We start from the raw sequence: 13,820 nt of genomic DNA on the forward strand, positions 1-13,820 counted from the left end.
ACCGGTGGGGGGTCAAAACGAGACGGGTTGGTGCCTGAGTCTCGGGAGGGAATAGGTTTACCTCGGGATCTGCGCTCGCCGGCACCCCGGACGAGCGCCACGACCGAGTGCGAAGGAGCCCTTGTGTCTGACGACGCCACCAAGGACAACAACACCTTGACGGTCCGGGACAACCGGACCGGCAAGGAGTACGACATCCCGATCGCCGACGGCACCATCAAGGCCGCGGACCTGGGACAGATCAAGCTGAACGACGACGAACCGGGTCTGGCGACCTACGACCCCGGTTTCGTGAACACCGCTTCCTGCAAGAGCGCGGTCACCTTCATCGACGGTGACAAGGGGATCCTGGAGTACCGGGGCTACCCGATCGAGCAGCTCGCGGAGAAGTCGAACTTCCTCGAGGTCGCCTACCTGCTGATCCACGGCGAGCTGCCCACCAAGGCGCAGTACGACGCCTGGGTGCACGAGATCACCTACCACACGTTCGTCCACGAGAACGTGAAGGGCTTCATGCAGGGCTTCCGGTACGACGCCCACCCGATGGGCATGCTGATGGCCTCGGTCGGCGCGCTGTCGACCTTCTACCCGGAGTCCGGCAACATCTCGGACCCGGACAACCGGCACATGCAGATCGTCCGGATGATCGCGAAGATGCCGACCCTCGGCGCCTGGGCCTTCCGGCACGCGCAGGGCAAGCCGTACGTGTACCCGGACAACGAGCTCAGCTACACCGAGAACTTCCTCTCGATGCTGTTCAAGATGTCCGAGCACCGGTTCGAGGCCGACGAGCGCCTGGTGAAGGCCCTCGACGTGCTGTTCATCCTGCACGCCGACCACGAGCAGAACTGCTCGACCAACGCGGTCCGCTCGGTCGGCTCCTCGCAGGTCGACCCGTACTCGGCCGTCGCGGCCGGTGTCGGCGCGCTCTACGGCCCGCTGCACGGCGGAGCCAACGAGGCCGTCCTGCGGATGCTCCGCCGGATCGGCTCGATGGAGAACATCCCCGCGTTCATCGAGGGCGTGAAGAACGGCAACGAGCGGCTGATGGGCTTCGGCCACCGGGTCTACAAGAACTACGACCCACGGGCGAAGATCATCAAGAAGGCCTGCGACGACGTCTTCGAGGTCACCGGGGTCAACCCGCTCCTCAAGATCGCCCAGGAGCTGGAGAAGATCGCGCTCGAGGACGAGTACTTCGTCAAGCGGCGCCTCTACCCGAACGTGGACTTCTACTCCGGCCTGATCTACGAGGCCTTCCAGTTCCCGCCGGAGATGTTCACCGTGCTGTTCGCGATCGGCCGCACCCCGGGCTGGCTGGCCCAGTGGCTCGAGCTGACCACGGACAAGGAACAGAAGATCGCCCGGCCGAAGCAGATCTACACCGGCGACCGGTCCCTGGACTTCGTCCCGGCCTCCGAGCGCTGGAAGTGACCCGGACCGGATGACTTCCTGACGGTCGACCCGTGAGTACGGCCGACGTCCCCGCCACTTGCGCGGCGACGTCGGCCGTTCCGGTCTCCCCCACCGGCGGCAGGGCTACGCTCGGAGGGTGCCCACCCAGGAGGACGTCCCGGACGGGCCGGAGCCCGACATCGAGCTGATCCGGCCCGAGGACTTCCTGCCGTCGAACCGGTACCCGCACGACGCCCGCCGGATGGGGATCGACCACTACACCGGCCTGGACGGCGCCTGGATCGGCCTCGCCTCCGCCCTGGACAGCCGCAAGCCTTCGCACCGGCTGCTGGCCGTGGTGCTGCTGATCCTCTTCATCGGCTCGTTCGCGCTCGCCCTCTGGGGGCAGTGGCACTACTGAGACCGGGTCGGCGTGCCGGACGGACTCAGACGACCGCCCGGTCGTGCCCGTCCCAGTACGGCGCCCGCAGGTCGCGCTTGAGGATCTTGCCGGTCGGGTTCCGCGGCAGCGCCCCGATCAGGTCGACGGACTTCGGGCACTTGTAGTGCGCAAGCCGCTCCCGGCACCAGGCGATCAGCTCGTCCTCGGTCGCGGTCGTCCCGGCGTTCAGGCTCACCACCGCCTTCACGCTCTCGCCCCAGGTGTCGTCCGGGACGCCGATGACGGCCACCTCCATGACGGCCGGGTGCTCGGCGAGGACGCGCTCGATCTCGGGGCTGTAGATGTTCTCGCCGCCGGAGATGATCATGTCCTTGAGCCGGTCCTGCACGTAGACGAAGCCGTCGGCGTCGACTTTGCCCATGTCGCCGGTGCGGAACCAGCCGTCCGCGGTGATCACCTCCTCGGTCGCCTCCGGCTTGTTGAGGAAGCCCTTCATCAGCTGCGGCGTACGGAACCAGAGCTCGCCGTGCTCCCCGACCGGGACCTCGGCCAGGGTGCCCGGGTCGACGACCTTCACCTCGCAACCGGGGATCACCGTGCCGGCACTGACCAGCCGTTCGGGGTGCTCGGTGTCGCGGTGCGCCTCGGGCATCAGGTGGGTGATCACGCCGCAGACCTCGGTGAGCCCGTAGACCTGGATGAAGTCGGTCGTCGGCCACGCCTCCATCGCCGCGCGCAGCAGCGGGAGCGGCATCGGGGCGGCGCCGTAGCAGTAGGTCTTGAGAGCGCCGAACAGCTCGATCGCGTCCGGCCCGCTCTGCAGCACCTGGGCCAGCACCGCGGGCACCAGGAAGGTCCGGTTGGCGCCCTGCAGGATCGCCCCGGCCAGCGACGCCCCGTCCGGCTCCCGGGTCAGCACCGTCGGGACGCCCTCGTGGATGCCCTGCTGGATGTAGGAGGTCCCGCCGACGTGGAAGAGGGGCATCGCGACCAGGTTCTTGTCCCCGTCGTCGAAGGACCAGCCGTCCAGGGCGTTGACGGTGTGCGCGATCAGGTTGCGCTGGCGGAGCATCACGCCCTTGGGGCGCCCGGTGGTCCCGGAGCTGTACATCACCAGGCAGACGTCCTCGGGGTCGACGTCGTCGCCGCGGCCGACCGGCTCGACGGCCGCGAGCAGCGCCTCGTACTCGTCCCCGGCGGCCCCGTCCGGGGTCACCTCGATCACCCGCTCGACCTTCGGCAGCCCGGCGCGGACCCTCTCGACCAGGGGCACCAGCTCGGTCCCGACGAGGAGCAGCCGGGCACCGGAGTCGTTGACCGCGTAGTCGATCTCGTCGCCGGCCAGCCGCCAGTTGAAGATCGCGGTCGCGGCGCCGATCGAGGCGGCGGCCAGGGTCAGCTCGACGGTGGCCGGGTGGTTCTTGTCGAGGCAGCCGACGACGTCGCCGCGCCCGATCCCGAGACCGCGCAGCGCGCCCGCGAGGCGGCGTACCCGGTCCTCCCACTCCCGCCAGGTCCAGGTACGCCCGAGGTAGGTCAGGCACTCGCCGTCGGGGTTGGTCGCGGCCCAGTGGGCCAGCCGGTCGTCGAGGAACATCGGGGTCGTCAGCGCAGCCATGGCGGAACTGTGACACACGACACAAGGATCAGGCGCGACGTTCGACGACGTCGAGCAACCGCTCCTCCTGCTCGGAGCTCAGGCCGATCTCGCCGGCGCGGTGCGACGGCGGCTCGGGCCAGCCCTCGCGCTGGAGCCACGCCCAGGTGTCGGCCACGGTGTCGGCGACCGGACGGCAGTGCAGCCCGGCCGCGCGGGCAGCCGAGGTGTCCGCGTCGTGGAGGCCGGCGAGCTCCCCGGTCGGCGGCACCCAGACCGGCAGGTCGGTCCAGCCGCTCACCTCCGCCGCCTCGACCTGCGCCGGGGTGAGCCAGACGAGCTCGGCGTCGGCGCCGGTGGCGGCCAGGCAGGCGTCGAGCAGCGCACCGATCGTGGTGTGCCCGGGGGCGCTGACCGCGTTGAACACCCCGGTCGTCCCGGCCTCGCCGGCGGCCAGCATCCAGCCGACCAGGTCGCGCGCGTCGACGTACTGCAGCGGCCGCTCACGTGGCCCCGGGGCGGCGACCCGGCCGCCGCGCGCGATCCGCCCGAGCCACCACGGCAGCCGGCCGACCACCTCGTACGGGCCGAGGATCAACCCGGCCCGGGCGATCAGGCTGCGGTCGGGGAACGACTCCAGCACGGCGACCTCGCCGCCGCGCTTGTCGGCCGCGTAGTCGCCGGGTTCGGTCCCGGCCGGGTCGCCGTCGACCACGGGTGCGGACTCGTCCGCGCCGGACGGGAACGGCCACGTGTACACCGAGCGGCTGGAGACGTAGCCGTAGTGGCGGGCGCGGTCGGCGAGCAGCCGGGCGCTCTCCCGCACCACGGCCGGCTCAAAGGACCAGGTGTCCAGGACCGCGTCCCAGGTGTCCGTGCCGAGGGCGGCGGCCAGCGCTCCCGGCGTACGACGGTCGGCGGTGCGCGCGTCGACGCCGGGAGCCGGGGGCCGTGCCCGGCCGCGGTTCACCGTGGTGACCTCGTCCCCGCGCGCCAGCGCCGCCTCCACCGCCGCCCGGCCGACGTGGTGGGTCCCTCCGAGGATCAGCAGGCGCATCTCAGGACCTCCGTACCAGGTGCCGCACATCCTTCGACAAGAGTGCCAGCAGGCTCGAGCCGGCCATCACGCACGCGACGACGACCAACCAGGTGTCGTACCCGACCGCGGTCGCGATCGGTCCGGTCAGCGCGAGCCCGAGCGGACGGGCCACGAACGAGCCGACGACGTCGAAGGAGAACACCCGGGCGAGCTTGTCCTCGGGCACGTTCTGGACGATCGAGATCTCCCAGTTCTGGTCGAAGACCTCCAGGCCGAAGCCGTGCAGGCCGGCGCCGAGCAGGATCACCCAGAGCTGGTCGGAGAGCGCCATCGCGAGCGGGAAGAACGCCGTGAACGAGAGGAAGAAGGTGCCGACGAGCAGGCCGTGCCGCGGACGCCAGCGCAGGTTCAGCAGGCCGCCGAGCATGAAGCCGCCCATCAGCGCGCCGAGTGCCCAGCCCCACGCCGCCATGCCGAGGGAGTCCTTCACCACGATCGGCCCGAGCACGCCCTGGGCGCCCCCGTAGAAGAGGTGGTAGAGCAGCGCCTGACCGATCAGCAGCCAGAGCCAGGTGTGCCGGAAGACCTCCGCGGCACCTTCCTTCATCTCGGCGAGGATCGGCGCGCGTACGCCGGTCCCGGTCACGCGCGGCACGTCGATGAAGTGGTAGCAGAGCGCGGCCGCCGCGAACGTGAGCGCGTCGATCCCGATCGCCCAGCCGGACCCGAACCCGGCGACCAGCGCACCGGCGAACGCGAACCCGAGGACCTGGGATCCGTTCTGCAGCAGCCGGCGTAGGGCGACCGCGGACGACAGCTCCTCGGCCGGCACGGTCTGCGGCGTCAGCGCCGAGGACGACGGCCCGCTGAGCGCCCCGAGGACCCCGTTGACCATGCCGACCGCCGCCAGCAGCGGGATCGACGACCAGCCGCCGATCAGGCTGGCCGCGATCAGCGCCTGGGTGAGCGCGGCACCGGCGGCCGAGCCCTGCATCATCAGGTTGCGCGGGACCCGGTCGCCGAGGACGCCACCGAACAGCGTCGTCACGACCTCGGCGAGCGCGAAGGACGCCACGACCAGGCCGAGCTCGGTCGCGGACCCGCCGAGGTCGAGGACCGCGAACGCCAGCGCGACCGGCGTGATCGCGTTGCCGAGCGCGCTCACCGCCGCGCCGGTGGCGAGCAGGCGGAAGTTCCGGTGCCGCAGGACCGCCCGAGCGCCGCTGCCCGCCGTGGTCGTGGTGCTCATCGGGCGCGCTGCACCCGGCCCTCGTCCCACACCGGGACGTCGGACTCGTAGACCGAGCCGTCCGAGCCGAAGACCAGGTACCGGTCGAACCCACGGGCGAACCAGCGGTCGTGGGTGACCGCGAGCACCGTCCCCTCGAAGCGCTCCAGGCCCTCCTCCAGCGCCTCGGCGGACTCGACGTCGAGGTTGTCGGTCGGCTCGTCGAGCAGCAGCAGCGTCGCACCGGAGAGCTCGAGCAGCAGGATCTGGAAGCGGGCCTGCTGACCACCCGAGAGCGACTCGAAGCGCTGCTCGGAGGCGTGCGCGAGCTCGTAGCGGTCCAGCGCCCGGGCGGCCTGCTCCCGGCCCATCCCGTCGCGCCCGATGCCGCTGGGCCCGGTCTCGCCGCGGTGCAGGATCTCCAGCAGGGTGCGGCCGACCAGCTCGGGGTGCTCGTGGGTCTGCACGAACCAGCCGGGGCGGACACGGGCACCGAGCTTGACCTTGCCGGTGTGCCGGACCGGCGCGATCACGGCGTCGCCGACCGGCCGGTGCTCGACGTCGGGGTCGCTGCCGCCGGCGGCGAGCAGGCGCAGGAAGTGCGACTTCCCGGACCCGTTGGAGCCGAGCACGGCCACGCGCTCGCCGTACCAGACCTCGAGGTCGAACGGCTTCATCAGCCCGGTCAGCTCGAGCTCCTCGGCCACGACCGCACGCTTGCCGGTGCGACCGCCCTGGAGCCGCATCGTCACCTGCTGCTCGCGCGGGATCGCCTGCGGCGGCCCGGCCTCCTCGAACTTGCGCAACCGGGTCTGCGCGGACTTGTACTGCGCGGCCAGGCCGTCGTTGTACTCGGCCTTGATCTTGTAGCGCAGCACCAGCGCCTTCAGCTTGGCGTGCTCCTCGTCCCAGCGCCGCTGCAGCTCCTCGAAGCGCAGGAACCGGTCCCGCCGTGCCTCGTGGTACGACGCGAACCCGCCGGGGTGCGTCCAGGTCGTGTTCCCCGCGCTGTGCCCGCCCTGGGCCAGCTCGACCGTGATCACCCGGGTCGCGGTGTTCGCCAGCAGCTCGCGGTCGTGGCTGATGAACAGGATCGTCTTGGCGGAGTCGCGGATCCGCTGCTCCAGCCAGAGCTTGCCGGGGACGTCGAGGTAGTTGTCCGGCTCGTCGAGCAGGAGCACCTGATCCGGCCCGGCGAGCAGGTACTCCAGCACCAGCCGCTTCTGCTCGCCGCCGCTGAGGGTGCGCAGCGACCGGTACTTCGCCTTCGCGTAGCCGACCCCGAGCGCAGTGGTGCAGCAGGTGTCCCAGACGACCTCGATGTCGTAGCCGCCGGCGTCGGCGAAGTCCGAGAGCGCCGTGGCGTAGCGCATCTGGGTGGCCTCGTCGTCGACCTCCATCAGCAGCACCTCGAGGCGGTCCACCTCGGCCGCGGCGGCGCGCACCGGCTCGGGCGAGACCGAGAGCAGCAGGTCCGCGACCGACGGGTCCTCCCCGAGCCCCTGGCCGACGGCCTGGCGCATCACGCCGAGCCCCCCGGTCCGGGTCACCGACCCGGCGTGCGGCGCGAGCTCCCCGGTGACGATCCGGAGCAGGGTGGTCTTGCCGGCGCCGTTGGCCCCGACGAGCGCGGCCTTGGCGCCCTCGCCGACGCGGAAGGCGACCTCGTCCAGGAGCACCCGGCCATCCGGGAGCTCGTAGCGCACCCCAGCGACCTCGACATGACCCACGGGCGCATTCTCACCCGGCGCGTTCCCGGGGCCAAACGGTTTAGGCGACCGGGACGGTCGGCACGGTCTCGACCTCGGCGGGCTCGTCGGTCCGCACGTGGAGCCGGTCGAAGACGATCGCGGGCAGCGTGCCGACGAGGAACCCGACGGCAGCCGTCGCGAACAGCGGTCCGGAGGCGCCCATCTTCTCGGCGAGGAAGATCGAGACGACCACGTTGAGCGGGGCCGAGATCAGCATCAGCGCCGCCATCACGCGGGCGCCGGCGGGGTACATCAGCCGCATCGTCATCGGGTAGCTCAGGCCCGCGACGACCAGGCAGAGGCCCGAGGCGAGGAGCACGTCGGTTCCCGCGTCGACCTTGCCGTCGGAGATGAGGTCGACCACGAAGGGGGTCAGGACCGCCAGGAAGAGCGAGATCGCCGCCCCGACGCCGGCCATGCCGAGCAGGACCAGGGAGAGCGGCGGGCCGGACCGGCCCTCCGCCCGGGCCTTGGTCCACATCGGCCACAGCGGCTGGGACAGCGCCGCGATGATGCCCAGGCCCGGGGCCCAGATCGGCACCACCACGCTGTAGGTGGCCAGGTCGCCGGCCGTGGAGACGTGGCTCAGCACGAACCGGTCGGCGGCGAGCGAGAACGGCATCGCGAGCTGGGTGATGAGGACCGGGCCGGACAGCGACCAGATCTTGCCGCCCGGGAACCGGGAGCGGAACGGCGCCTGCCGGAGCAGGCGGATCCAGCCGACCGCCAGGTGCGGGCGGGCGAGGAAGGCCAGGACGAGCACGAGCAGGACGCCGGCGATCGCCGGGACGACCGGCACCAGCCCGGACGGCCCCGCCACCCAGACCAGCACGACCATGAGCAGCAAGGTCATCGGGTAGTTGAGGCTCTGGACGATCACCACGAGGTGGTTCTTGTTCGACCCCAGGAGCACGTTCACGGCGAGACCGGGCACGAAGGCGACCGCGAACAGGAGCATCGCCGCCAGGCACGCCCAGTCCGTCGGCGAACCCTTGCCGAGGAGGTCACCCCACCAGCCGCCGGCGGTGATGACGAGCGCGGCCAGGGCTGTGCCCAGCGCCGAGAGCAGCAGCACCCGGACGGAGCTGCGCAGCGCCGCGACCGTGTCCGGACCGTCCGGGCCGGACACGGCGTAGCGGTCGGTCACGCTGGCCCCGACGCCGAGCGAGCTCACCGGCAGCGTCACGAGCAGGGTCAGGATCAGGGAGTAGCCGTTGAACGCGTTGATGCCGTACTCCCCGATGATCAACCGGGTGAGCACGATCGCGGCGACCGCGGTCGGGACGATGGTCGCGAGCCGCGAGATGCCGCTGAGGAGGACTAGGCGCACGGGCCTGTTCCGAGAGAGGAGATCGGGATCAGCTGGCGAGCTGGTCGTAGTAGGCGAAGATCTGGCCCACGGTCTCGGCGAACTCGCCGGCGCTGAACGGGTCCGAGCCGAACTCGTCCTCGAGCACCGCGGACAGCTCGGCGGTCTCCAGGGAGTCCAGCGCAAGACCGTCGGCGAAGAGCGGGGTGGCGTCGTCGAACTCGGTGAGCTTGTTGGCCCGACCGAGGAACGCCCGGATCGCTTCGTTGACCTCGGACCGCTTGTCGCTCATGGGGAACTACCTTCTTCAGTGCTGACGGGGAGGTGTCCTGGCCGTCGGACCAAGGACAATTGGCCCCGAGACTAGCGTGTGTATGCTCCGCGCATGGCGAGGTCCGGCAAAGACGTCAGGAAGCCAGGTCTGGCGAAAAGGCTCAAGACCTCGGTGCAGCGCAAGGTCGTCGCCTGGGTCGGCGGACCGGGAGTCCTGTACCACACCGACGAGCGCCAGCGGATCGTCAGCGGCGGCCCGTTCCCGCCCTGGTTCCGCACCTTCGAGGTCGAACCCGACGAGGGCGAGCCCATCCGCGTCGGCCGCTACTCGGCCATCCAGTCCACGGCGATCTTCATGCACGGCGGCGAGCACTACAACGACTGGGTCAGCCAGTTCCACGGCCACCTCGACCACGAGGGCCGCTGGGTGCGCGCCGAGGGCACGCCGTTCAGCCGCGGCCCGATCGTGGTGGGCAGCGACGTCTGGATCGGCTTCGAAGCCCTGATCACCTCCGGCGTCACCATCGGCGACGGTGCGGTGGTGGGTGCCCGCACGGTGCTGCGCCGCGACGTGCAGCCGTTCGAGATCGTCGCCGGGAACCCGGCACGGCACACCGGCTTCCGGTTCGAGGAGCCGGTCCGCGAGGCGCTCCTCCGGATCCGCTGGTGGGACTGGTCGGACGAGAAGGTCCGGCTGCACGCCGACCAGATCCACTCCGCCGACGTCGCGGGATTCATCGCCGGGCACGACCCGGAGCTGGGCGCGCCGTCGTGCCCGCTGTGTTCCTGACCGGGTTCCTGACCTACTCGCCCAGAGCCGCGCGGCCGGCCTCCAGCCGCGCCACCGGCACCCGGTACGGCGAGCACGACACGTAGTCCAGCCCGACCTCGGCGAAGAAGTGGATCGACGCCGGATCGCCGCCGTGCTCGCCGCAGACCCCGACGTGCAGGTCGGGCCGGGTCGCCCGGCCGCGCTCGGTGCCGATCTTGACCAGGGCGCCCACGCCGAGGGTGTCCAGGGACTCGAACGGCGAGACGTCGAAGATGCCGTTGTCGAGGTAGGTCGCGAAGAACGAGGCCTCGACGTCGTCTCGGGAGAAGCCCCAGGTCATCTGGGTCAGGTCGTTGGTGCCGAAGGAGAAGAACTCCGCCGAGCGGGCGATCCGGTCGGCGAGCACGGCCGCCCGCGGGAGCTCGATCATGGTGCCGAGCCGGTAGCCCACCTCCCCGCGTTCCGCGGTCACCTCCTCGGCCACGGTCAGGATGTGACGCTGCACCATCTCGAACTCGCGGACGCTGGCGACCAGCGGGATCATGATCTCCGGCTGCGGGTCGCCGCCCGCGTCGCGGCGGTCGGCGGCCGCCTCCAGGATCGCCCGGGCCTGCATCTCGAACAGACCGGGGATCAGGATGCCCAGTCGGACTCCGCGCAGACCGAGCATCGGGTTCTGCTCGTGCAGCCGGCGCACGTGGTCGAGGAGGACCCGGTCGTGCTCGTCGACAGCGCCACGGGACTCGGCCAGCGCCACCTTCACCGAGAGCTCGGTGAGGTTGGGGAGGAACTCGTGCAACGGCGGGTCGATCAGCCGGATGGTGACCGGGAACCCGTCCATCGCCTCCAGGATCTCGGTGAAGTCCTGGCGCTGGAGCGGCAGCAGCGCCTCCAGCGCCGCCTGCTGGCCCGCGGTGCTCTCGGCGACGATCAGGTCCTCCACCAGCTGCCGGCGGTCGCCCAGGAACATGTGCTCGGTGCGGCACAGGCCGATGCCCTCGGCCCCGAAGCGGCGCGCCCGGGCCGCGTCCTCCGCGGTGTCGGCGTTGGCGCGCACCCGCATCCGTCGCGCCGCGTCGGCCCGGGTCATCGCCTCCGAGACCGCGGCCACGAGGTTGTCGGCGTCGGCCGGCAGCTCGCCCTCGAAGTGGCGCACGATCAGCGACGGACTCACCTCGACCGCGCCGAGGAACACCTCCCCGGTCGTGCCGTCGACGGAGATCAGGTCCCCCTCGTGCACCGTCCGGCCGTCACGGACGGTGAACTGGCGGGCCGACGCATCCACGTCCAGCGCCTCGGCCCCGCAGACGCAGGTGCGCCCCATGCCTCGGGCGACCACCGCCGCGTGCGAGGTCTTGCCGCCGTGGCTGGTCAGGATGCCGGCGGCTGCGACCATGCCGTGCAGGTCGTCGGGGTTGGTCTCCTTGCGGACCAGGACCACGTCCTCGCCGCGTGCCGCCCACGCCACCGCGGTGGCGGAGTCGAAGACCGCCTTCCCGACCGCGGCACCCGGGGAGGCCCCCATCCCGGTGGTCAGCAGGTCGTGCACGCCGGCGGCGTCGAACCGCGGGAACATCAGCTGCGCGAGCTGGGCGCCGGTGACCCGCTGCAGTGCCTCGTCGGCGTCGATCACGCCCTGCTCGACCAGCGTGCGGGCGATCCGGAAGGCCGCCTCCGGGGTGCGCTTGCCGACCCGGGTCTGCAGCATCCAGAGCTTGCCGCGCTCGATGGTGAACTCGATGTCGCACATGTCCCGGTAGTGCTCCTCGAGCACCGCCATGATCCGCAGCAGCTCGGCGTACGAGGTCGGGTCGAGGCGTTCCAGATCGGCCAGCGGCAGCGTGTTGCGGATGCCGGCGACGACATCCTCGCCCTGCGCGTTCTCCAGGTAGTCGCCGTACACGCCGTGGGCGCCGGTCGCCGGGTCGCGGGTGAAGGCGACCCCGGTCCCGGACCCGGCACCGCAGTTGCCGAAGACCATCGCGATCACGGTGACCGCGGTGCCGAGGTCGTCGGGGATCCGGTCCTGGCGGCGGTACAGGCGGGCACGGTCGGTGTTCCAGGAGTCGAAGACCGCCGCGACTGCGCGGTCGAGCTGTTCGCGCGGGTCCTGCGGGAAGGGCTGGCCGGAGTGCTGCTCGACCAGCTCCTGGAAGGCGGCGACCAGCTCCCGCAGGTCAGCGGTCGTGAGGTCGGTGTCGACGTGCGCCCCGCGGTCGGCCTTGAGCCCGTCGAGCACCTTGCCGAAGACCGCCGAGTCGATGCCGAGCACCGTCGAACCGAACATCTGCAGCAGCCGCCGGTAGGAGTCCCAGGCGAACCGCTCGTCACCCGAGCTGGCGGCCAGCCCGTGCACCGAGTCGTCGTTGAGGCCGACGTTGAGCACCGTCTCCATCATCCCGGGCATCGAGAACTTCGCGCCGGAGCGGACCGCGACCAGCAGCGGGTCGTCGGGATCGCCCAGCCGCTTGCCCATCCGTTGCTCAAGGGCGGCCAGGTGCACCCCGATCTCCTCGGCGAGCCCGGCGGGCACCGTCCCGACGGACAGGTAGGCCCGGCAGGCTTCGGTGTCGATGATGAAGCCGGGCGGCACCGGCAGCCCGAGGTTGGTCATCTCCGCAAGGTTCGCGCCCTTGCCGCCGAGCAGGTCCTTCTGGTCCTTGTCCCCGTCGGCGAAGTCGTGGACGAAAGCCGTCATGCTCGTGATCATGCCCGGGTCCACGGCTCAGCGCGAGGGGCCGGAGGGCCCGACTCCGGACCGGACTACGGGCCTGTCAGGGTCGGCGGCAGATCCTCGGCTCGCTCCCAGGGTGCTCACAGGAACCGCGCGCAGGCTCGAAGCATGGACAGGGAGCAGCAGGTACAGCGGATCCGGCGAGTACGCCGGGCGGTCGTGTCGGGCTCGGTCACGGGGGCACTCGCCCTCGCCGGATACCTCGGCATCGCCGCCCACACCGACGCGTCGACCGGAACCAGCAGCGGCAGCGGCACCAGCACCAGCACCAGCGTGTACGACGCCACCACCGACCGGTCGGGCAACGGGTTCGACACCTCCGGCCTCGACACCGGAAGCCTGAGCGCCGGCAGCGGGTCGGCCCACGCGACGACGAGCGGGTCATGACCGCCCTGATGCCCGGGCCGGTCCGGCACCCGGAGACGGCGACCAGCAGCTGGCGGCTGTGGAGCACCGACGCCCGCCTGGTCGTGACCGCCCCGGACCGGCTGCGCGAGGCCCGCGAGCTCTGCGACGGGATCCTGGCCGGCATCGGCCGGGTCGCGGACCGGTTCGACCCGCGCAGCGAGCTCAGCAGGTTGTCCGGCGACGGCCACCCGCAGGTGCTGTCGCCGCTGCTGTCGGACCTGGTCGCCGAGGCCCTGACCGCCGCCTCGCTGACCGACGGCGCCTTCGACCCGACCGTCGGCGCCGCGCTCGTCGACCTCGGCTACGACCGCGACATCGACCTGATCCAGCACCGCGGCGCGCTGAGCGCCCGGGTCCGCCGGGTACGCGGCTGGCAGACCGTCCGCCTCGACCGCGACGTCCTGTCGATGCCGCCCGGGGTCCGGCTCGACCTCGGCGCGAGCGCGAAGGCCAGTGCCGCCGACCGCTGCGCGCGTGCGGTCGCGGCGGCCACCGGCGCCGGTGCCCTGGTGTCGCTGGGCGGCGACATCGCCACCGCGGGGCTCGCCCCGGAGGGCGGCTGGCAGGTCGGCGTCCAGGACCTGCCGTCGGACCTGCCGGCCCGGATCACGCTCCCGGCGGGCTGGGCCGTCAGCACCTCGAGCACCCGGCGCCGCACCTGGCGGCAGGGCGACGAGGTCCGCCACCACATCGTCGACCCGGCGACCTCGCTCCCCGTCGCGGACACCTGGGCGGCGGTCTGCGTGGTCGCCCGGACGTGCCTGGCCGCCAACGCGGCGAGCACCGCGACCGTCGTGAAGGGGCACGCCGGGCTCGACTGGCTGGACGCGATCGGGCTGCCGGCGCGGCTGCTCGACGGCGCCGGCCGGGTGCACCGGCTCGGCGGCTGGCCGGAGCAGTCCTGAACGCGC

The 13,820-nt window shown here is 71.7% G+C and carries 12 protein-coding genes; 5 read left to right on the forward strand and 7 right to left on the reverse strand.

All coding sequences use genetic code 11. The features are described 5' to 3' along the window. Window positions 1–123: 123 nt before the first annotated feature. Together AB4Y76_RS06310 and AB4Y76_RS06315 are read left to right on the forward strand one after the other, a co-directional pair. Window positions 124–1,434 (forward strand): citrate synthase, encoded by a 1,311-nt coding sequence (locus tag AB4Y76_RS06310; RefSeq protein WP_441923269.1) that lies wholly within the window; start codon window positions 124–126, stop codon window positions 1,432–1,434. Window positions 1,435–1,552: 118 nt separating this feature from the next. Further along, window positions 1,553–1,816 carry a hypothetical protein gene (locus AB4Y76_RS06315; RefSeq protein ID WP_441923271.1) on the forward strand — a complete coding sequence of 88 codons (264 nt, stop codon included), beginning with the start codon at window positions 1,553–1,555 and terminating at the stop codon, window positions 1,814–1,816. 25 nt (window positions 1,817–1,841) lie between these two features. Here the strand turns inward: AB4Y76_RS06315 and AB4Y76_RS06320 are convergent, their stop codons facing one another. Genes AB4Y76_RS06320 through AB4Y76_RS06345 form a run of 6 tightly spaced genes read right to left on the reverse strand, consistent with a single transcriptional unit; the run spans window position 1,842 to window position 9,014 of the window. Next, window positions 1,842–3,416 (reverse strand): long-chain-fatty-acid--CoA ligase, encoded by a 1,575-nt coding sequence (locus AB4Y76_RS06320; RefSeq protein WP_441923273.1) that lies wholly within the window; start codon window positions 3,414–3,416, stop codon window positions 1,842–1,844. Window positions 3,417–3,444: 28 nt separating this feature from the next. Beyond that, entirely contained in the window at window positions 3,445–4,452 is a 1,008-nt protein-coding gene (locus AB4Y76_RS06325) for an NAD-dependent epimerase/dehydratase family protein (protein ID WP_441923275.1), read from the reverse strand. A 1-nt stretch (window position 4,453) separates the two neighbouring features. After that, window positions 4,454–5,683, reverse strand: coding sequence for an MFS transporter (locus AB4Y76_RS06330; protein ID WP_441923277.1), 1,230 nt, complete (start codon window positions 5,681–5,683; stop codon window positions 4,454–4,456). Further along, on the reverse strand, window positions 5,680–7,392 hold the full coding sequence (locus AB4Y76_RS06335; RefSeq protein WP_441923279.1) for an ABC-F family ATP-binding cassette domain-containing protein: 1,713 nt from the start codon (window positions 7,390–7,392) through the stop codon (window positions 5,680–5,682). Before AB4Y76_RS06335 ends, AB4Y76_RS06330 begins: the two co-directional genes overlap by 4 nt. Window positions 7,393–7,432: 40 nt before the next feature. Further along, window positions 7,433–8,743: a lipopolysaccharide biosynthesis protein gene (locus AB4Y76_RS06340; protein ID WP_441923281.1), complete on the reverse strand. Its 1,311-nt coding sequence runs from the start codon at window positions 8,741–8,743 to the stop codon at window positions 7,433–7,435. Window positions 8,744–8,771: 28 nt separating this feature from the next. Then, window positions 8,772–9,014 (reverse strand): phosphopantetheine-binding protein, encoded by a 243-nt coding sequence (locus AB4Y76_RS06345; protein ID WP_441923283.1) that lies wholly within the window; start codon window positions 9,012–9,014, stop codon window positions 8,772–8,774. A gap of 93 nt (window positions 9,015–9,107) precedes the next feature. Between AB4Y76_RS06345 and AB4Y76_RS06350 the strand changes: the two genes are divergently transcribed. Next, window positions 9,108–9,785 (forward strand): CatB-related O-acetyltransferase, encoded by a 678-nt coding sequence (locus tag AB4Y76_RS06350; protein WP_441923285.1) that lies wholly within the window; start codon window positions 9,108–9,110, stop codon window positions 9,783–9,785. A 13-nt stretch (window positions 9,786–9,798) separates the two neighbouring features. On the opposite strand, the gene ppdK is transcribed toward AB4Y76_RS06350, so the two are convergent. After that, window positions 9,799–12,465 (reverse strand): pyruvate, phosphate dikinase, encoded by a 2,667-nt coding sequence (ppdK, locus tag AB4Y76_RS06355; protein ID WP_441923287.1) that lies wholly within the window; start codon window positions 12,463–12,465, stop codon window positions 9,799–9,801. Window positions 12,466–12,609: 144 nt separating this feature from the next. Here ppdK and AB4Y76_RS06360 point away from each other — a divergent pair, with 144 nt between their 5' ends. Next, window positions 12,610–12,888: a hypothetical protein gene (locus AB4Y76_RS06360; RefSeq protein ID WP_441923289.1), complete on the forward strand. Its 279-nt coding sequence runs from the start codon at window positions 12,610–12,612 to the stop codon at window positions 12,886–12,888. Then, the gene (locus AB4Y76_RS06365) at window positions 12,885–13,814 is read left to right on the forward strand and encodes an FAD:protein FMN transferase (RefSeq protein ID WP_441923291.1); all 930 of its coding nucleotides are present in this window, start codon (window positions 12,885–12,887) and stop codon (window positions 13,812–13,814) included. Before AB4Y76_RS06360 ends, AB4Y76_RS06365 begins: the two co-directional genes overlap by 4 nt. Window positions 13,815–13,820: the final 6 nt, after the last annotated feature.

Source organism: Marmoricola sp. RAF53 (assembly GCF_052114005.1).
GTDB lineage: Bacteria > Actinomycetota > Actinomycetes > Propionibacteriales > Nocardioidaceae > Marmoricola.